Source organism: Paenibacillus sp. RC73 (genome assembly GCF_044908085.1).
Classification (GTDB): Bacteria; Bacillota; Bacilli; order Paenibacillales; family Paenibacillaceae; genus Paenibacillus; species Paenibacillus terrae_A.
Genome location: NZ_JBIYCV010000007.1, coordinates 173133 through 198666, shown reverse-complemented (window position 1 = coordinate 198666; position 25534 = coordinate 173133). Strand labels below are relative to the sequence as shown.

Below are 25534 nucleotides of genomic sequence, written 5' to 3'. Positions count from 1 at the left end.
AATCAATTTCTGGAGGCGTTCAAATATGAAAAAAATTATTCTGGCCTGCTCTGCGGGTATGTCCACATCCATTCTGGTTTCCAAGATGAAAAAAGAAGCAGCAGCCAGATCCATGGAGCTTAACATCGAAGCCATCCCCGAAAGTACCATTAAGGAAGAGCTGGAAGGCATTAAAGATTCTGTGATTGCTATTTTGCTTGGTCCTCAAGTACGGATGCGTAAAAAGCCGGTTGCCGAAATTGCAGCTCCCTATGGCATCCCGGTGGATGTCATTGATACGATCGCTTATGGTAGAGCAAACGGTGCCGCCGTGCTGGATCAAGCCTTGAAGCTGGCTGGCGAATCATAATGAACATGTAGACATTTTTCGATGAATAGCAAAAGGCAGCAGTCTCCCATCAGGAAGCTGCCGCCTTTCCGTATATTGGTATACATATTGATATTGATTATCCCGTCACCTTAAACCGTCCAATCAACTGGCGTAGCTCGGCGGACATCCCTTTCAGGCTCTCCGCCGATTGGCTGACGCCTTCCATGGAGGTTAGCTGCCCATCCGAGGCTTCTGTAATCAGGTGGAAGTGTTCGGCTGCATGCCGTGAAATTCCCTCCATTTGGTCCACGGAAGCTGCGACTTCCTCCGAAACAGAAGTGATCTCCTCCGAGGCAGCCGATACCTCCTGCAATTGTGTCGTGATCCGTTCCAGACCGGAATGAATATGGCCAAAGGATTGTCCAGCCACATTTACAATGTCCATTCCCACCCTGGCTTCAAGGGCGCTTCCCTCCATCCGCTTGGACAGCTCGGAAGTCTGTTGCTGAACCGAGGTGATGATGCCTGCGATAACCGCCGAGGACGACTGGGATTGAGTCGCCAGCTTCCTTACCTGCTCGGCTACCACGGCAAAACCACGCCCATGCTCTCCGGCCCGAGCCGCTTCTATCGCTGCATTCAGCGCGAGGAGATTGGTTTGTCCGGCAATATCCGTCATCAGGGAAAGTACCTCTCCGATTTCCACGGAATGCTCCTCTAATTGTTTGGTGGCGGTAGCCATCGCCGCTGTAGAGTCTACAATGGATTTCATTTGATCCACAGCCCTGACAATGGCTTCATTACCCTGATGAGCATTCTCGGTAGTTTCCTGCGATAAGTCCGCTACAATCGCAGCAGATTGTGCAATTCGATGCATGCTGGAGGTCATGTCCTCCATGCCTTTATTCATCTCCATGGCCTGGAATACCTGGGTTTCTGCCCCCACCGCAGCTTCTTTAATATGTATGGAAATATCCCGACTGGCTTCTGCTGTAACATGGGCATGATTGTACACATCCCCGGATGAAGACAGGATCTGGTCCGAGCCTTTGCCAATGCCCTCAATTACCGTTCTTGTATCCGTTACGAGGACCCCAAAAGCCGAAGCCAGACGGCCAATTTCATCCTTACGATTCGTATCAATAACGACCGTAAGATCGCCTTCACCAACCTTGGCAACATCTTTGGTCAACCTTAATAACGGACGAGTCAAATATTTGGCTAGTGCAAAGACCAACAGAATACATACCACCAGCACAATCGCAGCTACGATCAGCATCGTTCTTCTGGATGTTTCCATTAATTTGTATACCTCTGTAGCATCCAGATCTGCCCCGACAACTCCTGTAATGCTGCCGTCCTTGCCTTTAATCGGAACATAAGCCGAGACGGTGGCTCCGTACTCATCCTTCGTCAGATCGCCTATGGAAGCCTCCCCAGTTTCCAAAGTATGCAGCATCCCCGGGTACGCATTGTTTTCGGGAGTGCCCAGCGGCGAATAGTCCTCTTTGGCGGTGGAAGCAGCCACGCCGTCAACGATGTACACATAGCTCGCTTGGCCTCCGTCTTCCACTTTCCCCAGCGTGTATAAATACTTGAAGCCGTTAGCTTCCTTCAGCTCGTTAAGCTGATCGCGCAGCTCATTAAAATAAGCATTCTCTCCCCCGGCAACGGGTTTAATGTCTGTGTATTTGTCCACATTAATCATGGCTGCGGCCCTTTCGGCCACCGCTTTGGCCTGCTGGCCCATGGAGTTTTCCACCAGTTCGCTCGAAGATTGATACAAGGTAAAACCCAGAATGGCTCCACCGATTACAATAAGGCCCGAAAAAAACAACACCATACGTGACAACAGACTGTTCAACCCGCCAACGCTCCTTTGGATAATCCAACTTGTATTTACATCATTTTATATTATACATGTCTTTCTGCCTATCCTTTTTAGTTAAATCGTCCCATATTTCCTATTCCACATCAAAATTGAAGTATGTTTTAGCATAAGGCTCCTTCATCAGCGTAAAGTGCCACCATTCCTTGTTGTAAGGTTTGAAGCCACGCTTCACCATAGCATCCCTAAGGATTTTTCGGTTCGCCTGCTGTGTCTTGCTGATCAGCTTCGTGTTGTAATAGGAAATATCACCGAAAAAATCAAACGGACTCCCCATATCGACAGTCTTCCCCGTTTTGATGTGCACCAGCGTCAAATCCACGGTGCTCCCCCGCGAATGGCCGGATTTCCTGGCGATGAAGCCCAGCTTGAACAATTTGCGCTTATCCAGCTTCGGGTAATACTGCTGCTTCATTTTGAGATCACCGTTATCCTGCGACCATCTGACAAAATGATTCACGGCTTTTTGCGGACGATAGGCATCGTATACTTTCAACAGATATCCTTTGGCTGCCAGATCATCGCTAACCCCTTTTAAAGCCGCTGCACCTGTATGGGTCATGATCGCAAAAGGCCTCTTATATCCATCAATCCGTCTGCCAACAAAGTTATTTTCACTATAATAGCGGATTTCATATTGCGCCGCAGGAATCACTTCATCCAGATACACGAATCCCTTGGGCAATTTATTTTTCTTCTCAATGTTCAAATTCTGCGTTGTACTGCTATCCGCAGTTACGTCCGAGGCTCCGGCAGCAACGGTGAAAAAAGGACCTGCATTTAGCAATAATGCATATGTAATCAGTGCGATGCCGATTTTTCTTAAAGACTTCTTCAACATAGGCAGACTCCCCTTTGTGAAACTGGTTGGCTTACTGCTGACCATTGTATCAGGTGAGGACATATTTTCCTATAAGTAGCTGCCAGGCTATCCATAAAAAAGAGGCTGCCCCCAGCCCCTTCCTGAATCGCACGCTTTCCCGCTACACGCCTTCTTTTCCTGAACCAATACTGCTCGCATACGTTTCCTTCAATCCGGCAGAGATGCCATATAGCGGCTCCCATCGAAGCCAATGTCTCGCGACTGCGTTGCTAAGACAGCTATGGTGAATGTCTCCCGCCCGCGCAGCTGAATACACGGGCCGAACGGACGAGCCGTGCAGCTTCAGCAAATCGTAGGCCAGCCGATTGATGGACGTGGTTCGTCCCGTACTCACATGTACCGTACGCTGATCCGCTGCACGTATAGCCGCCAGATTCGCTCTGATTACATCCTTGACGTACACGAAATCGCGGGTTTGCGTTCCGTCGCCGTGAATGAGCAAGGGGCTCCCTTTTTTCAGTCGATCCATAAAAAGAGCGACTACACCGCCCTCTCCCTTCGCGGCCTGACCGGGACCATACACATTCCCGTAACGCAAAATCGTGTAATTTATGCCATATAACCGATGAAAAAGACGGATATACGATTCTGCGGTCAGCTTGGAAAGCCCGTAGCCCGAAATCGGCTCCACAGGATCGTCTTCCTGAATACATTGCTTTTGCAGTTCACCGTATACGCCGGATGTGGACGCAAATATCAGCTTGGATACACCGGCTTCATGACAAGCCTGCAACAGATGAATCGTCCCCATCACATTCACATCTGCGTCCTCATCCGGTCGATGGATGGATTGCTGGACATCGGCCTGTGCCGCCAAGTGAAATACAATATCCGGGCTTTCCCGAATGAGCAGCGTCCGGGTCTCGGAGCTGCGGATATCCGCCATATGCATGACCGCGCGCGGGTCCACATTTGCGACATTCCCGGTCGTCAGATTATCCAGCACATGCACCCTGATGCCCGAATCAGCAAGCGCACGCACCAGATGGGAACCAATAAATCCGGCTCCCCCGGTGACCAAAGCCTTCACTAGCTCACCCTCCTTTTGAACCGAAGCAAGTTTCTTCCTTTCCCATCATGTTATGCGGTGCTCTACAGCTTGGCGCAGGCACAAGCACAGACACCAAAGACAATCTAAGACGTACCTTCCAGTTGCTCAGACGTGTAGCCTGACGTTTGCCAGCATAAAGCGCCACATCTCATCCTGCCCGCTCCAAATATCCTCAGGCGGCAGCGCCACTGGAACCAGTTGCTCCAGCCCCCAATCCAGCTCCGTCACATCGGCAGCCCCTGTATAATCCACGAATAACAAGCGAAAATCGTGGGTAATCATCTGTGACAATACGGTGTGCAGTTCTACCGCCTGATCCCGACTGCCCCCCAGACGAACCAGCAGCAAACAGGATGCAAGCGCAGATTTCTCCAATAGACGTGCGATGCGGCGATCAAGCGTCGTTTTGAATGCAGGATAGGAAGTCAGCTGCTCCGATGTATTCAGGGTAACAGGAAAATGGTGTGCCGCTGTAATTTCATACGACGCGTCCTCGACCATGAAGTTATACTCGCCGTAATCATGCCCCGTCACACGCAGGCTGGCAAAGTCCATGAATCCGGCGAAACGGGCATCCAGCAAGCGACTGATCTGCGACAAGTTGCCGGAAATCATCCAGTCCAGCGGTCCCGCGTATGGACGCAGTCCGTTTTTATCCAGCTGAATGGAAGGCAGGCAATGTCCTCCCAAGCTGAATACAGCGTCATAATCCCCCTGCAATCGCTCAAGCACGCCGTCCTCCCCTTTCCGAAGATAGGGACATTCCCTGAAAAAGCGTACACCAGTGCGGATCACTTTTATAATTCCATACATCGGCAAAAGGCATTTCCACCGCGCATACATTTGGAAGCTGCCAGTCGACCTCAGTCAGCTCTGTTACACCGGAACAGTTCACGATGAGCAGTCGAAATTCATGCGCCACCATGCCGTACAAGATGCGCTCCAGTTCCTCTGCCTCTTCATAGGTTCCCAGCATACGGACGAACAAGCTGTGCTGCGCCTTCTGCGTTTTTGCAAAAAAACGTTCGATACGGCGGTCTATCTTCTCCCTGAACTCTGGATAAGTCGCCAGATCTGCGGACGTATTGCGTTCCTGCGGGAAATCATGTACCGAGATCACGTTATAATCGATATCCCTGACCATATAGTTCAGTTGGCTCGTACCAACGACACTTAAATTGGGAAAATCCATAAACCCGGCAAACCGGTTTTCCAGCAAGCGATTCACATCGGACAGCGTGTCAGACATCATCCAGTCCAGCACTCCGGCAAACGGCCGCAGGCGGTTTTTTTCCAATTGAATGGCAGGCGTGCAGTTTTGCCCCAAACTGAAGACCGCATCATATTCCCCTGCCAGCTGTGCAAGTCTCATAGCCGTGCCTCCTTTTTAAAGCGACCCTTTCCTCAGGCCGCAGGTTGTTCCACTCTACATTACATGCCAGCTCGGCTAAAAGGGTTGGACCCCGGCGCGTATTTTGTCAAAAAAGGCGTACAACTATCCAGTCCAGACACGGCCATTTTTCATATGATATAAGGCTGGTAACCTAACGAAATTCAAGGAGGCTTCATCATATGTCCGTGTTTCTTTTATCTGCTGATCATCACCTCGCTTATCACAGCGCCAGTATACAAAGCTGTCATGTGACCCTGTTCAATCGTGAAAAGAGACCTGTCGATGTAATGTTGGAAATAGGAAATGATAGCGGCGTTTTCCGACGACAACTACTTAGCCTGAGCACTTCTCCCCAAGCCGGGTCTGTCGTACAGCTCAAAGATATGGAAACAGCCCAAAACCCTTTTTACCTGCGGGTGGTCACAAGTATATGCAATCCAGAAACGTTATTTATTTTGGCTGAATTTGTGGAGAACGAGAACGTGGTCGCTATGCGTACAGCCAGTCATTTTACCGTGACGCCCTAATACACGGACAGGAGAGGAAGAAAGTATGCTAAAATACTCGGTACAAAACAAAGCCGAAGCAGGCACACATGCGCTGCCTTTTCAGGTCACCGAACAGGAGAGCGTGCTATCTACGTTGATCATTCCTGCGAGTGAGTCTGAAGGAAGTATTGTCATTGAAGCCTCCTTGGCATGGGAAAATCCGCTGCTCAACTGGGATATCGGAGAGCTGGTTATCCGACTGCGTCGCAACGACGGTCAGGGTCCCGTGCTGGACTGGTTGCAGGATTCCTGCTATCAGGAGGGCTTTGCCGAGCTAAGGTATGAGGAAACTGTGGAACAGACAGCGCCATATGTTTATTGCCTGACTGTGCAATCGGCTGACCGTCGGGCCGTTGTCACCGGTCCACTCGTGATCCAAGGCTCAGTTTACGATGATTCAGTTGATGGAAACCTGGACGAAACATGATCTGTAATCGCCCAAAAGGCAGGCTGGGAATCACGCCCCGGCCTGCCTTTTACACTTGCTCCACATATAATGAAACAGTCGAATATTTATATGCATTACGGACGTTTCGGTTCAGAATGACGACTGTCACTCTCATCGCGTGGCTTGTTTCAGACGTTCCAGTATGTTCGCGTCCGGTAGCTTATAATGTTCTGGTAAAGAGGTGTTAATCCGATTCCATATTTCATAATCCACCTCCAGATCCAGGTGCGATTGCTCGATTTCAAAAATACGGTTGTACAAGTCTCCAACTACAGGAAAAGTCATGATCCCCCTCCTCACTATCGAATCAACGTACTTGCTTGAGCGCTTGCGCGTAAATATCCACGAGTCGTGCAATCATTACATCCAGAGACCACTGCGTGGTTCCCCATGCTTTGGCTCGGTTCCCCATAGCAATACGCACATCATCCTGAGCCAGTAAATGTTGCAATTGAGCTGCTAACGCCTCCACATCGCCAACCGGGGAGACCAGCCCAGTATGTTCATGCTCCACCATTTCCGGGAGTCCACCTGCATCCGATACCACTGCCGGAAGCCCCGAAACCTGCGCCTCCATAACCGAAAATGGCTGATTATCTTGTATACTCGGATGAACAAAAATATCCGCCAGTTGCAAGAGGGCAGGCACATCCTCACGATGTCCGAGAAAAACTACCTCTTCCCTCAGCCCCAGCTCATCAGCCTGTGTTTGAAGTTCTTCCCTTTTGTCTCCCTCTCCGACAATCCAGCACACCCAATCTGTGCGCCGATCTTTCAGCAAACCAAGAGCACTCATTAAGTAGTGCAGCCCTTTGATATATACCAGCCGTGAAGGACAAATAATGACCTTTTTCCCCTCAGGTCGTGTGACATCCGTCCCCTTCGCGCAAACCTCCCAGAAGTGTTCGGTATCCAAACCATATTGGAAAGTAGCAATCTGTTGCTCGGGCACTTCAAACTCACGAATGAGCGTCTGCTTCATCCATTCCGTAGATGTAATTGTAATATCAGCGGATATAGCGCCATAGTGCTCCAGTGCCCAATAATATTTCCATACCAACAACTCTCGATATCCCGGCTCTTGATCCCGTTCCATCGCCATCATGACTTCGCGGGCCAGCGAGCCGTGAATATTGGCGACCAATGCGCTATCTTTACGTTTGACCCGGCTTAGGGCACGTGTCGCAATGACATCCTGTGTATGAATGACATCGTATTGTTCAACTCCAAAATACGCCGCCGACAGTTCCATGCAGTATCGGTCTTTTTCCACCGTCTGCACCCAGGAGTCCTGATGTAATACAGGTACAACCGTCTCATTCAGCTTCGTGTTCAGCATGGGCAACAACTGATCCTTCAGCAGCTCCCTATTCTCAAAAACAATATGGTATTTGGGTATATCCGGTCCGTTGCCCATCAAATCCACGGTGTGACCCAGCAGCTCCAGCCGTCGTTTAATTTGCAGCATAAACGGCCACACGCCTCCCAAATGAGGGATCGGCCAGTAGGTAGCCAACAAAATTTTCACAACAGCCTCACCTCCTCCTGTCTCGTACGCTAAGCTACATTCCGTTACTTCCGTAAATTTGCTGAGAGCCCGACAGTGCATCTGTCCATACCGCAAAGAAACCGTTATTGGGCACGATGGTCACATCAATAAAATTACCGATGGTGACAACCGGAACCGGGGCTGTTCCCGTTAGGATTAAAGGAACTATTGGTTACCAGAAGCTCTGTTAAATTTTATGCGCAGACTCCTGACAACCATACAAGCTTTCTATTCAGTAGATTCATAGTATAGAAGCATCCCTACAGGGATTTTCCAATATTCTGTATTCGAGAGGATGATTGTTTTGGCTTTTACAACCGGATATATGACAAACACTAGGGATTTTGGTACTGCCTGCTCCAATGTCGTTGTGAATCTGGTGAATGAGGATACGGTAAACGCAGCAACCGTGACCATACAAATTTTTTTCTCGCTCGTACCGGATACCAAGATCCCCTTGTACGTAACATCAGTTAACGTACCTGCAAACTCCATTGCCCGACGCACCTTCTTTATACAAGGTGTGCTTGCCTATGAAGTGCAATACAACGTGGTCGCCGCTGTTCCATCCAATGTGGTTCTTTCCAACTTCGGTCTGGACCAGTTTGGCAATGTTGTGCAGGAGCATCGTGTCCTTCAATCGGAGCTGACCACGATTGCGGCCCTGTCTCCAGTTAGCTAAAAGCGACCCTGTTCCAGCGCCTGATGCAATCGATGGGTGTAATACACGTAATTCCATTCCGGCGGTACAGCGGTGACTTCCCGCCCGCTGCCTATGGTAGAGTGATCATCTGTATAGTAGGAAAAAACGTGGGTATTCGGCAGTGGGCGGAGTAAATCCGTCAGATACAGCAAATCCGTCACGGCGATATAAGGTTTAACCCCGTAGCATACAACAAAGCGGGTCACCGTTTCCCCAATGGCCTGAATCAGCGCTTCCCTCATGGAATATCGCGGTCTTGGAGTTACGATCAGGCGAGGGTCGAGCATGATGGGCAGGAAGGAAGAGGCGCCCTGTTCAGGCGTAAGATCCAGCAACCGCACCAAGCAATTGCTGTAATGCTGCTCCAGCAGCTGATCCAGCAACGGCTCAGCCTGAGTCATATCCGTAACGGGCATCAAAATGGTCATTTCAAGCGGGATACCCCGGCGCGCTCTCGTCTCATGCTTGGCGACTTGAAATGCGTGCCGCCAGCGTCGATGCTCCTTCTGGCTGTGCAAGCTGGCCGATACACTAAAAGCGGAATCCACCCGGTAATCCATAAGGACCTCCGGGATGAATTTCATGCTGCACTTCTCGGTCAGTCGCAGCCAGTAATCATAGTCCTCCACGGGTTGCAACCGATAGCCGCCGATCTGACGGGCATATTGGCTTTTGTACATAAATGAAACCCCAACAATGCTGGCGTTCAGTAATTCGTGATGTGGCTGGCTCTGGTATCGGATCAGCGCTTGTTGATGCTGCTCGTCATACAACGGGTTTCCTCCAGCGTCAACCTGGCGGAAAGTGGAGAATACAAGGCCAAGCGAGTCGGGCCCCTGCTCCAGCTCTCTCCGCAATCGTTCAATAAAGAATGAATTATAAACATTGTCACTGGATACCCAGGTCACATATGTGATCGCAGGATCTTCGAACAACTCGTCGAACCCCCGGTTGAGAGCATGTGATACTCCTTTGTTTTCAGGAAGTATAATCAACTGAACACGCGGGTCCCCCCCTGCTGCATGGAACGCCGGTCCTACCATTTCCGGCGCTCCGTCAATAACGATGATGAAACGAAACGCTCCGTAGCTCTGGGCCAGTACGGACGAAATCGCCGCTTGTAGATAACCGATATCCTGTTTGTAGAGCGGCATTACAACCCCCGTATCTACCATATCAATCTCCCCCTGACAGACTTCCGGATTCATGAGGATAAACCGTTCAACAGCTGGCTGAAGCGATCTCGATACCGCGCTTGAGTTATGTTGTATTCCCGTTCAACGGCAGGCCAGTGCTTTTTTGTCCCCATTTCGTCATGCCAGCGATAGTTAACCAACGCTTCGTTCAGAAAAGGGAAAGGGTAACCCGCCAACATGACTCGATACCACATATCCAGATCATGGGTGTACGGCAGCAATTCATCGAACAGACCGATATGCGCAAACAGTTCCTTTTTGAACATGACAGTGCATCCATTGACCGGATTCCCTTGCTGGAAAAAACGGCAAAACTCCGGTATGGACGGAAATACGGCTGCCGCCTGCGGGTTCGTGATTTGGCTGTATTGATTGATAAGATTAAAATTGGTGTGAGAGATATATGCCCCCTGTTCCACCATAAAGGATACCTGGTTGTTAATTTTGTCCTTGTGATAGATATCATCTGAGCTGAGCCACGCAATATATTCGCCGCTGGCATGCCGGATGCCGTGATTCAGTGCGCTGGCTGTTCCGCCATTGGATTTGCCCAAATAATATATATATGGAAGATAGGGCTGAAGCATTTCGGTATGTGTCGTGGAACCGTCATCAACGACAATAATTTCAAGCGGACCATAGGTTTGCTCCAATGCGCTTTGCACAGCCTTATCCACGTATCCACAGTTATAAAATGGAATGACGATCGTTACACTCGGTCTCATATCGTTCCTTCCTTTCCGACTCGGCGGTATCGAATCATATCCTCCAGCGATTGCCCCAGCGGTATGATCGGCCTCCATCCCATATCCTCCAGCTCCTTGGCCCGGTATGCATCCATATACGCTGACTCTGCCGCGTCCCCCCATTCGATGGCAACAGGTGTCTCTGCCATTGCAACCATACGTTCCACGATATCTCCCAGCTCCACGATGCGGCCTGTGCAAACCGGGTAAACCTGCCCCGACACCCCTTGCTCCAGCAGCACACCGTATGCGCGGACGGCATCGCGCACATCGAGAAAATCACGCTGCGCATGCCGGGAAGATACCCGGAACGGTGCGGGTTCGAGTGCGGGCAAAGGCTCACATGCTGATTCGGTTGCTGGCTCCGTGTACGTGCGCTCCGTACGGATAATATGACCCGCCAGCAATGCGCAAAAGCCAGTGGATGGACCCGGCCCAATCAGATTACAAGGCTCTGCCAGCATGACGGATTGGTCAAACAACGTGCTCCAGGAGAGGGCGACTGCTTCTTGAAGGCTTTTGCTGAGACTATATGGATGCGATGGATGATACGGAGCCTGCAAAATTGCCTTTAGCCGGGAACCCGCCACGACAATCCGGGCCTTTGGAAAAGGACGCAGCGCATCCAGCAGATACAGCGTGGACAGCACATTGGATTCCATGTAGAGCAGCGGGCTTCGCCAAGATTCGGGCACCGAATTTTTTCCACCCAGATGGAGCACATAATCCGGCGCAATCTGGCCAATCACTTCGCGAAGACGCTCCTTGTCGAGCAAATCGCATACATAAGACGTGATGTAAAAGCTGGTGCCGGAATCTACGCCGACGTTCTCATCACCGTTAAACTGCAAGATCAGCTCCCGGGCGGAAGCAGCCGTGCGGGTCAGAGCCGCTACCTTCCAGCCGAGCTTTGCAAAATGGCGGCAGGCGTGTATCCCGGTATAGCCTGCCGCTCCGGTAATTACAATGACGGGCCGACGTTGTTCCGCTGTGCTTCTGTCCATTCCAGCAGCTCCTTCAGCATAATGCTGTAGTGAGGAACATCGTAGAGCAGATCGGCCCGGGTAGAACGAAGTGTCCGGTCTTGAACCGGCTCATCCTTCAGCACGATCCGAATATCCTCCCTCTTCCAGATGTCCTTGAACAACAGCAACAGATCATACTTGCTGATCGGTTCAGGATGAACCAGATGAATGAGTCCATCTAGCGGCTCATTCATCAACACCTGTATAGCCTTTGCCAGCTCCAGTGTTGTAACCCCGTTCCAAAAGACGCGGCGATACCCGTCAACGTCCCCACTCTGCTGCAAGAACCAGTTCAGCAGACCAATGCCCCCCGGCCGGATTTCCGGGCCGATAATGGAGGTGCGAATCGTCAGATGGCCCGGCGCCTTTACTTCCCCGAGTATTTTCGTCAATGCATAGGCGCTTGTCCCGTCAGGTTGATCCGTTTCTGCATATAAACCGGGTACCCGCGTCCCCTCGAATACACAGTCCGTACTGATATGAATGAACCGAGCACCGATTCTGTCCGCCGTCCGCTGGAGAAAGTGCGGCAGCAGGCCGTTAATTTGATATGCTGTAATCTGATCCGCTCCGGCATACTGGTTTAGCACACCCACCGCGTTAATAATGACGTCAGGTCGCACACTCCGCACCAGTTGCTCCACCATAAAGCTGTCATTCACATCCAGCAGCAGACCCCCTTTATTCTTGGGATCACGCGTGGTGTAGAACACATGATATCCGCCCTGCTTTTGAAAGTAATCGACCAGCACATGGCCTGCCATGCCGTTACCGCCCAAAATAAGCAGCTTCATTTAATGAACCCCCCGCTCTGGAGAATGCTTCGAATCTCCGCTTTAGACATCAGATTGAACTCTGAGCTAAAGCTGCTGAACGACACTGGAGGGCATTGCTTATATCGATCCTTTAGTTGAGGGATATTCAGCGTTGGCAGAATGATTAAATATTGCTCGTCGTATACGACCGTCGTCAGACTTTCAAAGTCGCTCATTAAAATCTCATGAATTTTCTCGCCAGGACGGACACCTTTTTCTACAATTTCTACATTCTCCACGCCCGAATCCTCGATGAGCACCTCTGCCAAATCCACAATGCGGCAGGTTGGCATGGTCATGATGAAAATTTCCCCGCCTACACTTTCCACCGAGGCTTTGAACAGAAGGCTGATCGCATCACGCAGGGTCAGGAAAAAACGGGTCATGTTCATATCCGTGATCGAAACGGTACCCTTTTGGCGAATCTGGCTTTGAAACAGATGCACCACGCTTCCGTTCGTGCCCAATACGTTACCGCCACGCACCGTCACAAATCGTGTATCGCTATTCAGCAGATTGGCGTAGACGATCAGTTTTTCACCAATCGCCTTGGTCATCCCGTAAAAATTGGATGGATTCGCAGCCTTGTCAGTGGAGATATAAATGACTTTCTTGACCTGATTGATGACAGCGGCTTCGATCACGTTTTGGGTGCCTACCACGTTCGTTTTTAGTGCTTCATAGGGCTGATCTTCACATACAGGTACGTGCTTGAGAGCCGCCAAATGAAATACATAATCCACACCCTGACAGGCGGTAACCAGTGCATCCTTATCCCGAATATCCCCGATGCAGAAGCTAAGTCGTTCATCCTCAAACTGCCTGTTCATCGCAACCTGACTCGATTCTCCGCGCGAAAAGATAATGACCTCTTTGGGGTTACGCGGCAGTAGCTGGGCAACCAGCTCATGCCCCCAGGAGCCGGTACCGCCGGTAACCAAGATACGTTGGTTTTCAAACATGCCGTTTCCCTCCAAGCAAAAATTTGACTACCTTATCTGACACATCCTCCGCCAGATAACCTGCGGGACACTGCCACTTATGCTTCATCCCGGTCATTAAGACTACTGCGTTCGCTATAACCTCTCCATCCAACCCGGACACGATATTGCTGCCACAATCTACGGTTTCCGGCCGTTCCGTCGTCCGGCGCATCGTGACCGTCGGCACACCCATGATGCAGCATTCCTCCTGTACGGTGCCGCTGTCCGTCAAAGCGCAGCGGGCATGCCGCTCCAGCAGTACGAAGTCAAAAAAACCGAACGGCTCATGGAATTCCACCAGCGGATCAAGCTGGATCGGCGGATGGCTCGCGATACGAGCGGCGGTGCGAGGATGAATACTGCAAATGACCCGCTGTCCGGACTGCTGTGCTACCCGATTCAGGCCATCCAGAATAGCCAGCAAATGTGGCGGATGGTCGACATTTTCGGCTCTGTGGGCGGTTACCAGGAAATATTGCCCTGGCGACAGTCCCAGCTTCTTCAAAATGTCGCTGCCGGACACCTCTTTCTCGTAATGCTGCATCACTTCGTAAATCGGGTTTCCAGTCAATACAATTTGTTGGCTCGGAAAGCCTTCCCGTATTAGATGCTGCTTGCTTTGCTCCGTATACGGCATATTAATCGTAGAAATCGCGTCAATGACGCGGCGATTCTTCTCTTCCGGCACATCCAGATCGTAGCAGCGGTTCCCCGCCTCCATATGCACGACCGGGTAGCCCATACGTTCCGCAAGCAAGGCGCACAGGGCGCTGTTCGTATCGCCGAGCAGCAGCACATGATCCGGGCGCTCCTTGTTTAAAATATCCTCCATCTGCGAGTACATGGCAGACAACTGTTTGCCCAGCGTTCCCGCCTTCTCCTGAAGCACATAATCCGGGGCACGCAGCCCCAGTTCGCGGAAGAATTGCCCGCTCAGGCTTTCCGTGTAATTTTGGCCCGTATGCACAAGCACATGCTGGTCTGCATGGCGATCCAGCTTCGGAATGATCAGGCTGAGCCGTATAATTTCCGGTCTTGTGCCGAGCACGGTCAATATTTTCATTGTGTTGGAACCCACCTTTGCTGTCGTTGTTTCATTAAACTGTGGAGTTTAATGCGTGAGATAGCCATCCAGCAAACTGTCTGTGCTCCAGCTAAACGTTCACCTCAACGGTCCGGCGTGCTTTCACCCGGACCGTTGTTTTTTGTGGCGTCCAGCCTTGAGCGTTAGCCGCTTCCGCTTGTGCGGATGCGGACGCCTCGACACAGGCTTGAGCTTGTGTTTTCGTTTGAGCTTCCGCTTCAACCTGGGTTTCTGTCTGGACTTGGATTTCGGCAGAAGCCCTGACAGCGGAAACCAGTTAATGCGATAGCTCCTGCTGCTGGCGTTGCTCTTACCCTTGCGCTTGCGGGGTCTGCTTTGCTTGCGGGCCGCTGGCCATCTCGCTCGAATGCCACGCTTGCCATGATGCAGGTCTGGCTGTAGCTCCGGTAAAGGAGGGGGTGGCTGTGGCAAGCCCGGAATGGCTGCATACTCGATAGGTGGCAAACCGAGCACAGGCAGTTGGCCAACCAGCGATTCGGGAAATTCTCGAATAGCGCTGGTACATGCCTCCGGTATAGCGATGACCTGACGTAGCCCTTCTCCCTCCCGCGTCCATACCGGACCACCCGGCTGCTGAATCAGCGGGAACCACTGCGGATCATGACACACCCATTGGCTGGCCATGACGTACAGGTTGTTTTGGTAGGAATCAGACCCGTATACACGTGTAGCCGCGCTGTGGTTCCGTACACCAATCCGTTCCACTTCCTCGGGATGATTGAGCAGATAGCCCACTTTTTCAGCCAGCATATCGCTGTTTCCCGGCTCTACCAAAAACTCAGTATTTCCGGTCGCCTCCATCAGCTCCACCAGTCCGCCCTGCGCAAAGGCCACAACCGGCTTTCCGTAAACCAGCCCCTCCAGTGCCGTCAGACCAAAGCCTTCCTCCACCATGCTCGGGATGACAACCATATCCATCGCGCTATATGCGGTGGATACAGATTCCTCAAATGAGCTGAACTGGAATCGGCGGCTGTAACGGGATTTGCGGATTAAAGAAACGCATTTCACGTAATATTCCGAGTCCACCGAGCTGCCGATGATCCAGAAGCGGCAGCTCGAATTCGTTTCACACAGCTTCAGAGCCATTTGAACAAAAGGTAACAGTCCTTTGGCTTCGCAGATAAAGGAAGAAATATAACCAATACAGATATGCGATTCCTTCAACCCCAGCTTTTCACGTTTGCGTTTCCGTTGCAGTACATGCTCTTTGTGCGGCGGCATATCCATATCCCGACAAGGAGACAACACCGTATGCGGACGTGTCAGCCCCGCCCCGTGCAAAGGCCTCAAGACGGCTTGCGAAATACCGATGACCCATCGGCTGTAACGCTCGATGATGGAGACCGAGACAGGTGTATGCTCATTCTGGTTAATGACTTCGGTTATTTTCCAGACCACTGGAATATTCGACTCATGGGAAGCCATCGCGGGCATGACGTTCACACAGGTATTGACCAGCACCACATCTGGACGCGCTTGCTGTAGCAACTGAAGCAACGGTGCGTACGAAGCATGGTTTCGCAAATTCTCCGCATCTTGCGCCAATCCCTCATACGGGGTATACATGCCGTGCAGCATGGGCAGGTTCTGAATTTGGACGGTAATCCCGCGCTTGCGGGCAATCGTGGTCAGCCGCCCTTCACCGGGCGTCACCAGAATGCAGTCGAAGTACGTACGAATGTCTACACAAAATTGCAATAACAGCTTCTCCGCTCCCGTAATGCTGCGGACATTGCTGACATGGCTGAATAGCATCATTTTCGGTTTGATCGGAGTTCACCTCCTTTAAAATAGCAATCATCGGGCGTATGAACCGAATTATGGAAATACGATCGACAGCAGCTGGTCAATCCGGTGACCATACGTGTGCTCACGCAGTGTCCGTTCCAGAGCACGCAAGGCAATCTCACGGCGTTCCTTTTCGTGCGTCAAATAAAACTCAATCTTCTCCAGCAGCTCCTGTTGGGAACTGTACGTCTCGATCTCTTCTCCCGGCTTGTAAAAATGAGCCAGATCATCCCGTGTGTCGGTCAGTTGCAAGGTGCCGCAGGCAGAAATTTCGAACGTGCGCGGATTCGGCGACGCCCCCGGAATTTTCAGCGCATTGTTATTCACTGAATCATCCTGATGCGAACGATGAAGATTAATGACAATTTTGCTGCCATTATACGTATCATTCGTCTCGACCGGAGACATCCAGCGGCCTATCTCGATTTTGTCTCCGTACGATTGATAATCAGGGAGACGATCCCACCAGATTCCGTTGATTTTAATATTACGAGCCATGAGCTGCGGCATAATCGGATTAAAGAAATAGATGCGATTCCAGTAGGCCGAGCCGGTAAACCCGATTTCACGCCGTACAGAAGCGGGAGAGCTAAGCGGGAAATATTGAGTCAGAAATGCCGCAAAGGGCAAGTAATGTACAGATGGGCAGCCAAGCTGACGGTACATTTCAATGCAATTCAGCTCTAGCGTGAACACATGGTCATAATGCGGGACAATTTGGGTCGTCGTGTCCGTGTAATAGGGATCATCCGTTAGCCAGATGGCGGTCGGAATGCCCAACTGACGCACCGCTTCCACCTGCTCCAGTGGAAGGTCCATCCCATCCAGCGCCAGCACCAGATTCGGACGGAGCTGAGCAGCGATACCACCTACGGGCTGACGCGGGTCGGTTACAGTAACCTGAGCCGTCATACTTTGCAATGTGGTAATAACCGCTTCATCCAGTGGAGAATAGGGAAGACCTTTACCGGAGACTACATACAGTACATGGATTTGTCGAAAAGGAAAGACCGCCTTCGTCCGGGTAAGAATCGCATTGGCGCGCCCGCGCAAATAGCCTTCGTCGTAACCGTCACTGATTCCCGCAGCTCTCCCCTTTTCCCAGGAAGTTGTGGCCGGGTCAAACGGTCCTGTCGTAGATATCGTCATCACTTTCACTCCTCACTGTTTTTGGTGTTTACTTTAGGCCATCGCCTTGTCCAGCAATTCTTCCATACGATTTGTGTACAGATGCTTTTGCATGGTGGTGTGCAGCCCGCGCCAGGCCATGCGTTCACGTTCCCAGTCATGCTTGAGATAGTAGTCCAGCTTGACCTTCAACTCCTCTACTCCACCAAAGGTTTCAATGTCATAGCCCGGTCGGTAATAGCGGCTCAGATCCTTCCGAATGTCCGTCATCTGGAGCGTGCCACAGGCAGCAATTTCGTAGGTCCGGGGATTAATGGACTCCGCCGACAGCTGATGTGTATTCCGGTTATCCAGTCCGGGGTCCGTCGGACGATGCAGATTGATAACAATTTTGGAGCCGTTATAATATTTGGCTGTTTCCTCCGGCTCCATGAAGATTGGACGGATAAATCGTTCCAGCACATCCCGACGGGTCAGCCGATCCCAGCTTCCACCCACGATCAGCACCCTTTTATCCGCTAAAAAAGAAGCGAGGTGGTCAAACAGCTTTACGCGGTTCCAGAAGGCATTCCCGATGAAGCAAATGTCATGCTGGTGCTCCCGCTCCACCCGCTGGGGATAAAAGATCCGGGCTGACGCAGCAAGCGGCAAATAATGTACCTTTGCCACTCCCTGATCTCGATAAAACGGCAGGCATGACATCTCGTGCGTAAATACAACATCGTAGGATTGGCAGATCAACGCCGTATCCTCCGTAAAGTAAGGATCATCTACAAACCATATGGCCGTCCGAATACCCAGGCCCCGTATTTGCTGCACCTGCTCCAGATGATCCGGTGGAAAAACATGCAGCCCGTTCATGACCAGTACGAGCTCGGGTCGATGGGCTTCGGCGTCAGCCAGCATTCTGGCAGGAGTACCGATGATGAATTCACTGCATATTTGGCTTAATGCCTCTTGTACCCCTGTGTCTATTGCGGCGAAGCCTTGCGGGATATACAGCACTTTCAAATGGCGAACAGCAGGCACCGTGGCCACGACCTGTGACAGAGCAGCCGTGCACCCCCCCATTCTGCGTCCTTCCCGGTAGCCACATCGATAGGCTTCGCGTTCATTCCCGCTTCGTTGATCGTTCACATCCTTCACCCTGTCCTGTTGTAGAATAAACTTCTGTCACTCCTAAACTATATGCGGAGGGGTCAAACGCATCATGGACGACTGCCACTGCCCGGACAAAATTGGCGTTTGCCCGTCCATCTGCCAAACAACAAATAACCCCGAGGCTGTTAGCTTCGGGGGATCAGTTACAATAGATGATGTTCACGGTTTACTGGGCCTTGTATGCGACTTGGTGTCCTTCTTCGTAGCCTTTGGCAAAGCCTGAATTGAAGCCCTCGTTATAGGCAGCATCATATCCCTGCTGGAATGCCTGCGGATCATGCTCCAGCACAACAGGCTCGGGCTGTGGATTTTCCGCTGCAGGAGCTGTAGACTGGGTGGGCTGAGGTTTTTTCTCCCGACGCAGATGAGGACGACTTCTACGGGCGGAGTGAAGCCCTCTTTTACGCCGTCTTAAAGCAAGCAGACGTTTTCTTCTCAGCTTTAATCTTCGGATACTCGAACGCCGGGTACTTTTGCGTCTTTTGCGGGCTTTTCCCCGCGTAACGCGTTCCCACCGTATTCTCATTCTCATTCCTCCTTAGTTTCCTCGTCGTTGTTGCGTTTTTGGAACAGGCAGTTGGAGCCACGGCTGAGTCGGTTTACCATACACCTGCCGTCTTAATGGTATGCCCGCCAACATCTGCGTGATTTTCCCCTGGTAGTTGCTGAGCACACGAATGGTTTCCTCCAGACGGGTAGCGGACATATCCGCATGGGGCGTCAAGTCCGCAAGACTGCTCAGCATCCGAGCAACGGCGTGCTGGCTGGTAGCAATGGACTCCATCATATCCAGCTTGATCTCACGTTCGCGCCTCATACTCATTAGCTCATATCCCCCGGTCCCATTCCTCCCATCATCCCTTCCAATCCGCCACCCTGCTGCTCATCCTGATCCAGTAATGCCTTGAGATTACTGCATAGTCCGGTTTGAAGCCGGGTTAAACCCTCCAGCATTTCCACCATCTGCTCATGAATTTCCAAAGGCCGTCCCAATTGTTCTTCATCCGTGTCAAATGCGTGAGGCTCCAGATGGTTCAGCGTCCAATTACGCATTTTTTCGGCTTCTACCGCCTTGGCCTCCAGGATCATGGACACATTCCATTGCATTTTGGAAGCTGCGTCCAGCATATGAATCATTGCTTTTTCCCTACTCATGTGTTCACTCCCTGCCCTCGGTTGGTACGTTACTCCTCGTCCGGGTATGCCGTCTCTTTCACGACACGAACGAGCATTTCAGCCATTGCTTCCTGAAGATCGGCAATACCGTTCAAGTAGGCAACAATGCTTTTGTTTACTTGTCCCGAGCTGTCGAGAATGCCCGGAATTCCATCAAAACGCGGCTCTTCGTCCGGCAGTTCATGTATGATCTGCGACATGCGCACGACCACCTGCCGTTCCGCATCCAACAGCCTTGACATCTGCTGCTGCGAGTGCGAAATATGGATCAGCAAATCATCTACCTGGTTATGCATAAGCCCCTCCTTTATGTGCTCCGCCGTGCGGAACGCACGAATTGCCTACGGGCTTTCCGCTACTACAGCGTATGCCGCAACGAGTAGTCGGTTCCGCCTAAAAGCGCCTATTCCGATCATTACAAATGCCCGTGCAGCACAGGTGGCGCAATAATGGGCTGCTCCTCCGCCAAATCCGACAAATCTCCGGGGGACACCAACCGAATCCGGTAATCAGCCGCCAGCCAGCTCATGGCGGCATAGGGGGTAAGGAACGATCTTTTCCAGCCGTTCCCGATTTGATACAGTTGCCCGCCTTCGACATAAAGGACCTCAATCCATCGCATGCGTTGAGCCGGGATATTAAGTGTGGGCAACACGGGCATGTTCTCCAGTTCCGGAGCCGCCAGCACCGGAACAGCTTCCTCTGGCACAAGGGATGCGAGAGGCGAAATCTCGTTTACAGGATCATAATCGCCGGGAATCGTAACCTCTGGCTTTGGCACCAACGGAAGCGCCATTAGATCAAGCTGTGATACCCTGACCGGGGCAACGTCTTCGCCTCCTGCATCCCTGACTCCATGCAGAAGCCGCCTTCCCCCCGGCTCCAGCCGATATATTGCACCAGACGGTCCCTGAACGAGCGCTCCAATGGGATAAAAGGTTGCCGCCGACACGTGTCTGGACTTGGTTGGCGATATCTGGCTGTCCAGCTCTGCTGCTGTGCCGAATTTCAGGCTGTGGAGCAGCTTATCCGCATCCCCCCATTTTCGTACAAAAAAGGATCGGTTCCGGCTGCTTTCCTCCATCAAACCGCCTTCTCCGGTCGTCTGGGGAGAGGCATAAGCCGTATCCCGATCACTTTCTGTGCAATGGATAAAAGCATCTCCCGCAATGGCCAGACGTGTCCCCAACAAGCGTACACGCAGCAGCCAATCTGCATCTGCTTCCTGACCGCTGTGACAGCCTTCGTCCCAGTACCCCGTCTTTTCCAGCGTCTCTCTGCTCAGCAGTAAACAAAATCCGGCCAGGCTTTTGGTTTCCCGCCATGCAGCCGGATTGGAAACATTATGAGAAATGGCGAAAAGACGTGCTTCATTTTCGTTCGTATAAGGTGCCTCAATCTGTTGCTCTCCGAACGGACCGTTCGTTACAGGTCCGACGACACCAATACGTGGATCACTGTGCAAGCACTCTAGCAGTCGATCCAGCCAGTCTGGCGTTACCAGCGCATTTGGGTCCAGCACCACAATGGTCGTGCCTTTCGCCATCATCAGTCCCTGATTCAAGCTGCCTGTCAAATGGATATCCTTTTGGAGTAGCGCGTAACGCACAGCGATGCTTTTACGCAGCAGATAGGTGCGTGTCCCGTCCGTTGAGCCGCAATCCACCACGATGATTTCATGCGGACAGCTTGTATTTTCCTCAATACGATCAATACAGGTGCGAAGCCGATGAAGCTGATTATAGGACGGAATGATAATACTGACGCCTTCAAAGACTTTGCCGAACGAAGCCTGGCCCAATCTGCTGCCCTGCTCCCGACCCCTTTTATATCCCGCCCAATAGCCTTTCTTACTGAGCCGCTTGCTGTGTTTCCTTTTTATACTCAGGCGTTTCATGCCGTTCACTCCTCCGGGTGGCATTATGTCCATACTATATGCCTAGCCCGGCCGGATGGTGTATCGCTGAGATCAGGGCAGAAGCCCTTTCATTTTTACACCGGCTTCCTGAAGGGAATCGAAGGTCCCCGCATCGCTCCAATACCGCCGCAAAATATCGTATTCAAGCTTGCCCTCAGCCGCATAACAGTTGTTAACATCCGTGATTTCAAGCTCACCACGCGCCGAAGGCGTAATTTGCCGGATCTTATCGAACACGGTGGTATCGTACATGTAGATGCCAGTTACACAATATCTGGACTGGGGATGCTGCGGCTTTTCTTCAATCCGCGCAATGCTCTCCGGCCGCTCGGGATCAAACACGGGTACTCCGTAGCGATGGGCATCTGCCACCTTTTTTAACAATACTCTGGCGCTCCCCGGAGGCTGCTGCCCGAACCGTTCAATAACAGGTCCCAGATCTTCCTTGAACAAATTATCACCCAGCAAAACAGTGAATTTTTCTCCTGGCTCCATGTAGCTTTTCGCCAGTTCCAGTGCTTCCGCAATGCCGCCCGCCTTTTCCTGAATCCGGTACGTCAGTTGGACACCATAATTACTGCCACTACCCAGAAAATCGGTGTACAGCCCGGCCGATTGTTTGCCAATAATAAGAAGCATATCGGTAATTCCCGCCTGTCGCAGTCTTTCGATACCATACACGATCATGGGATACTTGCCGACCGGAAGCAGATGCTTGTTGAGTAATGAAGTCAACGGATGAAGGCGCGATCCGGTTCCTCCTGCGAGAATAACCCCTTTCATATCTTCCTTCCTCCTTCGACAGCATGTTCAGTGCCTAAAGCTCCGCTATTTCCAGTCTCAATAAACGCTCTGGGGTCTATGTTCCATTTGTCCATAAACAAACGATAATTCCGCTCAATCAACTCTTCGACCCAGGCAGATTCCGAGCGTGAAAAGCTCGCACTCCCCTGGTGATAGACAAAACAGTCACTGCACATCAACAGCTTGTAGCCATGTACACGTGCGCGCAGACAATAATCGTCATCCTCATAATGCCCGGGGTTAAACCGTTCATCCAGTAATCCGATCCGTTCCATCAGCTCACGCCGGAACATCAGACAAAACCCGACCAGCCGCTTGACCTCCTGCCATCTGGACGGATTACTTGCATTATTCTGCTCTGCAAACTGGAGACAGCTATCCAGATCCCCTGCTAATCCGTCAATCTGCTGAGTACCGCTAATATAATTCGTCACTGGTCCCACCAGTCCCACTGTGCTTTGGCTCCGCAATGCAACCAGCATATTGGATAACCATCCCCGTGTAACCGTCACATCATTATTCAAAATGATGAGCTGATCACCCGAAGCCAGCCGAAGCCCTTGATTACAAGCTGCCGGAAAACCCCGGTTTTCGGGGAGACGGATGCTGATCAGCCGCTCGGCTTCACAAAAATCATCCGTTCCGTCATTTGAAGCGTTGTCCGCAACAATAATTTCATAAGGCACATCTGTCGTATGTGTCCTAATCGCCTCAATACACGGCTTGAGCAGGTGCAAACCGTTATAGGTCGGAATAATAATGCTCGTCAGACTCATCGTGCATTCCTCCCTTTAGCGACGTCGGCCCGTGTTGGAACAGGTCCCAACGGGAAAGCTCCGGCTACCTGAAACACCGCAGCCAGTGCCTCCGCATGATCGCCGACGATCAATTGCTCCATGGCATTCCCTTTGCCGATATTGATAGTCCGCTTGCGGTTTGTTCCAATGACGTCTACGGCATGTACTGCCGTCACCTTCATACCGTGCAGTATCGCCATAGCGTGGGCTTTCGGCGGAACAGCGAGCATAGCAGGGCCGAGCAGCTCCAGCGAACGTCGTGATAACGCGTGCGGCACAGCGGTCAAGGAGCTTGCTCCCAGATCCGGCCTGCGCAGCACGCGGTTCAGGAACCCTTTGCACCGGGTCACGCTGTCCTGCCGGAAGTAAGGTGGCAAATGTCTGCTCAGATCATTAAGTGCCACATCCGTTCCTTGATCCACTGCATAGAGGAACGGCAGCAAGTCAAACGCAGGAATCGGCAGATCCCCGTCTACGAACAATACGATTTCAGCCTGCGTCATACGTGCGCCTACCGCCCGTCCGACATCATGCCCGAGCCGAGTCGGCACGCTGACGAGAGTCACACCCGGATGATGCTCCGCTACTATAGAACGCGTGCCATCCGTGCAACCGTTCAATACGACGATGATGTCCGTAAGAGGCAGCTTTTCCAGCTCGCTCAGCACCCCACCAATCGTAGATTCCTCGTTGCAGGCGCTGACCACTGCGGCGGCTGTCCCCCGCAGCAGCATATCCCCGGGCAATGCCCGTACCTCCAGCGGATTTGCTTCGGTCATTTTCCCCCGCCGGGGCGCGGGTTTCCTCACCCTGCGGCTATCCATCATAGTCGTCGTTCCATGTCTTCGCTGTACACGTCGTATGCCCCGGCTTCGGTCATCACGCCTCCCTTTTCGATACATTCTGCTCACGGCCTCACCTCGTTTCTGATCCGTTTGCGCTTCAAATCCGTATATCCTGCACGCGTTCCCAAATGTGATGTAAGCCAGGCAATCGCGTCAAGATGATCCTGTACGACCACATCCACAAGCGGGTCCCTGCCATTCATTTTTTTGCGGGTCGCATTCACTTTACCCACGGCTATTCCACGAACAGTCACCACCCGCAAGCCGGAGGTAATCGTCATGGCCTGAAATAACGGAGGTTTTTCCAAGGACTTTAGACCTATTTTATTTAAGGCCTTTCGACTTATGGCATGCGGAATTCCAGTCATGGATGCCCCTCCTAAATCAGCACGGTTCGACAAAATATTCAATACATGCTTTGCTTCAACCACAGGATGCACCGACGTACGGTCTACTGGCCCATGATAATCATTCAGTGCAACATCCGCTCCCGCACATACAGCTTGTATGAATGGCTTGAGTCTGACGCAGGGAATAACGATATCACCATCCAGAAAAAGCAGTACCTGCCCGGAAGCCGCTTCCGCTCCAATACGGCGACCAATATCATGCCCCAAGGGTTGCGGAAAGGAAAGCACTCGCGCGCCCGCCGCTTTTGCCGCCTTGGCCGTCCTGTCGCTTGATCCGTTCTCGACCACGATGACCTCGGTGTGTGGATGAACATGGCGTGCCTCACGGACAACAGCCCCGATCGTTTTTTGCTCATTCATAGCCGGAATGATGACGGATACCAGCAGTTTTCCCGCCGAAGACGAACCGGATGGCCGTTCTTCACCTGTCTGTGCTTCTGCTTCTGTGCCTGGTCCCCTTCTTGTTACAAGGTACGGGGTGATATGCACGGATGGCGTTCGTACAGGCAGCCATACCTTTGAGTAGGGATTATTAGCACTGGAATGCCGCCTGCGATGAGCCTTGAATCCAAATCTTGTCTGCTTCCTCATGCTCCCGCCTCACCTCCCTTGCTGCTGTATGGATAGACAGCATGATTAGGACAGTTCAACATAACCTATGCGTTCTAAAACCCGTGTGTAACGGCAAGCGTGGAGTCTTTTCGACAAAGCAATTTTCGACTTTATTTTACAAAACTTATTAATCCTATTGAATAAATCAGTTATTAGGGTCTAAAGAATCATTTTGGATAAATTTGTGACATACATCTTCTCGTTCGTCATTCTCTGTGCTAATATCAGAGCCAGATGATGGGAGTTCAA

Annotated in this window: 29 protein-coding genes; 4 read left to right on the top strand and 25 right to left on the bottom strand. The window is 51.6% G+C overall.

Going from position 1 to position 25534, the window contains the following annotated elements; translation table 11 throughout:
- Nucleotides 1-25 precede the first annotated feature (25 nt).
- A complete protein-coding gene (locus ABH897_RS18230) occupies nt 26-349 on the top strand; it encodes a PTS sugar transporter subunit IIB (protein WP_283653106.1) in 324 nt (107 codons plus the stop codon).
- Nucleotides 350-446: 97 nt separating this feature from the next.
- Here the strand turns inward: ABH897_RS18230 and ABH897_RS18225 are convergent, their stop codons facing one another.
- From ABH897_RS18225 to ABH897_RS18205, 5 genes are all read right to left on the bottom strand, one after another.
- Nucleotides 447-2174: a methyl-accepting chemotaxis protein gene (locus tag ABH897_RS18225; protein ID WP_283653107.1), complete on the bottom strand. Its 1728-nt coding sequence runs from the start codon at nt 2172-2174 to the stop codon at nt 447-449.
- A 100-nt stretch (nt 2175-2274) separates the two neighbouring features.
- Nucleotides 2275-3039 carry a M15 family metallopeptidase gene (locus ABH897_RS18220; protein ID WP_283653108.1) on the bottom strand — a complete coding sequence of 255 codons (765 nt, stop codon included), beginning with the start codon at nt 3037-3039 and terminating at the stop codon, nt 2275-2277.
- Between the two features lie 142 nt (nt 3040-3181).
- Nucleotides 3182-4111, bottom strand: a complete 930-nt coding sequence (locus tag ABH897_RS18215; protein WP_404592535.1) for an NAD-dependent epimerase/dehydratase family protein — start codon at nt 4109-4111, stop codon at nt 3182-3184.
- Between the two features lie 126 nt (nt 4112-4237).
- Nucleotides 4238-4864: a DUF1796 family putative cysteine peptidase gene (locus tag ABH897_RS18210; protein ID WP_283653110.1), complete on the bottom strand. Its 627-nt coding sequence runs from the start codon at nt 4862-4864 to the stop codon at nt 4238-4240.
- A complete protein-coding gene (locus ABH897_RS18205) occupies nt 4857-5504 on the bottom strand; it encodes a DUF1796 family putative cysteine peptidase (RefSeq protein WP_404519576.1) in 648 nt (215 codons plus the stop codon). The genes ABH897_RS18210 and ABH897_RS18205 overlap by 8 nt, the downstream gene beginning before the upstream one ends.
- Before the next feature lie 200 nt (nt 5505-5704).
- Between ABH897_RS18205 and ABH897_RS18200 the strand changes: the two genes are divergently transcribed.
- The gene (locus ABH897_RS18200) at nt 5705-6052 is read left to right on the top strand and encodes a hypothetical protein (RefSeq protein WP_283653112.1); all 348 of its coding nucleotides are present in this window, start codon (nt 5705-5707) and stop codon (nt 6050-6052) included.
- Nucleotides 6053-6077: 25 nt separating this feature from the next.
- Nucleotides 6078-6500, top strand: a complete 423-nt coding sequence (locus ABH897_RS18195) for a hypothetical protein (protein ID WP_283653113.1) — start codon at nt 6078-6080, stop codon at nt 6498-6500.
- Nucleotides 6501-6632: 132 nt separating this feature from the next.
- On the opposite strand, the gene ABH897_RS18190 is transcribed toward ABH897_RS18195, so the two are convergent.
- Nucleotides 6633-6806 carry a hypothetical protein gene (locus ABH897_RS18190; protein ID WP_283653114.1) on the bottom strand — a complete coding sequence of 58 codons (174 nt, stop codon included), beginning with the start codon at nt 6804-6806 and terminating at the stop codon, nt 6633-6635.
- A 22-nt stretch (nt 6807-6828) separates the two neighbouring features.
- Nucleotides 6829-8049, bottom strand: a complete 1221-nt coding sequence (locus ABH897_RS18185; protein WP_283653115.1) for a glycosyltransferase family 4 protein — start codon at nt 8047-8049, stop codon at nt 6829-6831.
- A gap of 346 nt (nt 8050-8395) precedes the next feature.
- Between ABH897_RS18185 and ABH897_RS18180 the strand changes: the two genes are divergently transcribed.
- Nucleotides 8396-8752 (top strand): hypothetical protein, encoded by a 357-nt coding sequence (locus tag ABH897_RS18180; RefSeq protein WP_404529636.1) that lies wholly within the window; start codon nt 8396-8398, stop codon nt 8750-8752.
- Here the strand turns inward: ABH897_RS18180 and ABH897_RS18175 are convergent.
- The 18 genes from ABH897_RS18175 to ABH897_RS18090 form a co-directional block, all read right to left on the bottom strand.
- Nucleotides 8749-9948: a glycosyltransferase family 2 protein gene (locus ABH897_RS18175; RefSeq protein WP_283653118.1), complete on the bottom strand. Its 1200-nt coding sequence runs from the start codon at nt 9946-9948 to the stop codon at nt 8749-8751. The two genes, ABH897_RS18180 and ABH897_RS18175, sit on opposite strands and share 4 nt — an antisense overlap.
- 29 nt (nt 9949-9977) lie before the next feature.
- Nucleotides 9978-10694, bottom strand: a complete 717-nt coding sequence (locus ABH897_RS18170; RefSeq protein ID WP_283653119.1) for a glycosyltransferase — start codon at nt 10692-10694, stop codon at nt 9978-9980.
- A complete protein-coding gene (locus ABH897_RS18165; protein WP_404519572.1) occupies nt 10691-11719 on the bottom strand; it encodes an NAD-dependent epimerase/dehydratase family protein in 1029 nt (342 codons plus the stop codon). The genes ABH897_RS18170 and ABH897_RS18165 overlap by 4 nt, the downstream gene beginning before the upstream one ends.
- Nucleotides 11677-12534: a dTDP-4-dehydrorhamnose reductase family protein gene (locus ABH897_RS18160; RefSeq protein WP_283653121.1), complete on the bottom strand. Its 858-nt coding sequence runs from the start codon at nt 12532-12534 to the stop codon at nt 11677-11679. Before ABH897_RS18160 ends, ABH897_RS18165 begins: the two co-directional genes overlap by 43 nt.
- Nucleotides 12531-13517 carry a polysaccharide biosynthesis protein gene (locus ABH897_RS18155; protein ID WP_283653122.1) on the bottom strand — a complete coding sequence of 329 codons (987 nt, stop codon included), beginning with the start codon at nt 13515-13517 and terminating at the stop codon, nt 12531-12533. The genes ABH897_RS18160 and ABH897_RS18155 overlap by 4 nt, the downstream gene beginning before the upstream one ends.
- Nucleotides 13510-14601, bottom strand: a complete 1092-nt coding sequence (gene wecB, locus ABH897_RS18150) for a non-hydrolyzing UDP-N-acetylglucosamine 2-epimerase (RefSeq protein WP_404581089.1) — start codon at nt 14599-14601, stop codon at nt 13510-13512. The genes ABH897_RS18155 and wecB overlap by 8 nt, the downstream gene beginning before the upstream one ends.
- 123 nt (nt 14602-14724) lie before the next feature.
- A complete protein-coding gene (locus tag ABH897_RS18145) occupies nt 14725-16404 on the bottom strand; it encodes a glycosyltransferase (protein ID WP_404592534.1) in 1680 nt (559 codons plus the stop codon).
- Between the two features lie 60 nt (nt 16405-16464).
- A complete protein-coding gene (locus ABH897_RS18140; RefSeq protein ID WP_283653125.1) occupies nt 16465-17583 on the bottom strand; it encodes a CgeB family protein in 1119 nt (372 codons plus the stop codon).
- A gap of 33 nt (nt 17584-17616) precedes the next feature.
- Nucleotides 17617-18708 carry a CgeB family protein gene (locus ABH897_RS18135; protein ID WP_283653126.1) on the bottom strand — a complete coding sequence of 364 codons (1092 nt, stop codon included), beginning with the start codon at nt 18706-18708 and terminating at the stop codon, nt 17617-17619.
- Nucleotides 18709-18889: 181 nt separating this feature from the next.
- Nucleotides 18890-19249: a FliH/SctL family protein gene (locus ABH897_RS18130; RefSeq protein WP_283653127.1), complete on the bottom strand. Its 360-nt coding sequence runs from the start codon at nt 19247-19249 to the stop codon at nt 18890-18892.
- A 12-nt stretch (nt 19250-19261) separates the two neighbouring features.
- Nucleotides 19262-19546: a hypothetical protein gene (locus ABH897_RS18125; RefSeq protein ID WP_283653128.1), complete on the bottom strand. Its 285-nt coding sequence runs from the start codon at nt 19544-19546 to the stop codon at nt 19262-19264.
- A complete protein-coding gene (locus ABH897_RS18120; protein WP_137060081.1) occupies nt 19546-19878 on the bottom strand; it encodes an alpha-helical endospore appendage domain-containing protein in 333 nt (110 codons plus the stop codon). Before ABH897_RS18120 ends, ABH897_RS18125 begins: the two co-directional genes overlap by 1 nt.
- Before the next feature lie 29 nt (nt 19879-19907).
- The gene (locus tag ABH897_RS18115; RefSeq protein WP_025684990.1) at nt 19908-20195 is read right to left on the bottom strand and encodes a hypothetical protein; all 288 of its coding nucleotides are present in this window, start codon (nt 20193-20195) and stop codon (nt 19908-19910) included.
- Nucleotides 20196-20314: 119 nt separating this feature from the next.
- Nucleotides 20315-21796 carry a glycosyltransferase family 2 protein gene (locus ABH897_RS18110; RefSeq protein WP_404592533.1) on the bottom strand — a complete coding sequence of 494 codons (1482 nt, stop codon included), beginning with the start codon at nt 21794-21796 and terminating at the stop codon, nt 20315-20317.
- A gap of 72 nt (nt 21797-21868) precedes the next feature.
- Nucleotides 21869-22600, bottom strand: coding sequence for a sugar phosphate nucleotidyltransferase (locus tag ABH897_RS18105; RefSeq protein WP_404592532.1), 732 nt, complete (start codon nt 22598-22600; stop codon nt 21869-21871).
- Complete coding sequence (locus ABH897_RS18100) at nt 22597-23397, bottom strand: glycosyltransferase family 2 protein (RefSeq protein WP_404581093.1); 801 nt, start codon at nt 23395-23397, stop codon at nt 22597-22599. The genes ABH897_RS18105 and ABH897_RS18100 overlap by 4 nt, the downstream gene beginning before the upstream one ends.
- A complete protein-coding gene (locus tag ABH897_RS18095; protein WP_349361867.1) occupies nt 23394-24329 on the bottom strand; it encodes a glycosyltransferase family 2 protein in 936 nt (311 codons plus the stop codon). Before ABH897_RS18095 ends, ABH897_RS18100 begins: the two co-directional genes overlap by 4 nt.
- Nucleotides 24326-25264: a glycosyltransferase family 2 protein gene (locus ABH897_RS18090; RefSeq protein ID WP_283653132.1), complete on the bottom strand. Its 939-nt coding sequence runs from the start codon at nt 25262-25264 to the stop codon at nt 24326-24328. Before ABH897_RS18090 ends, ABH897_RS18095 begins: the two co-directional genes overlap by 4 nt.
- Between the last annotated feature and the right edge of the window lie 270 nt (nt 25265-25534).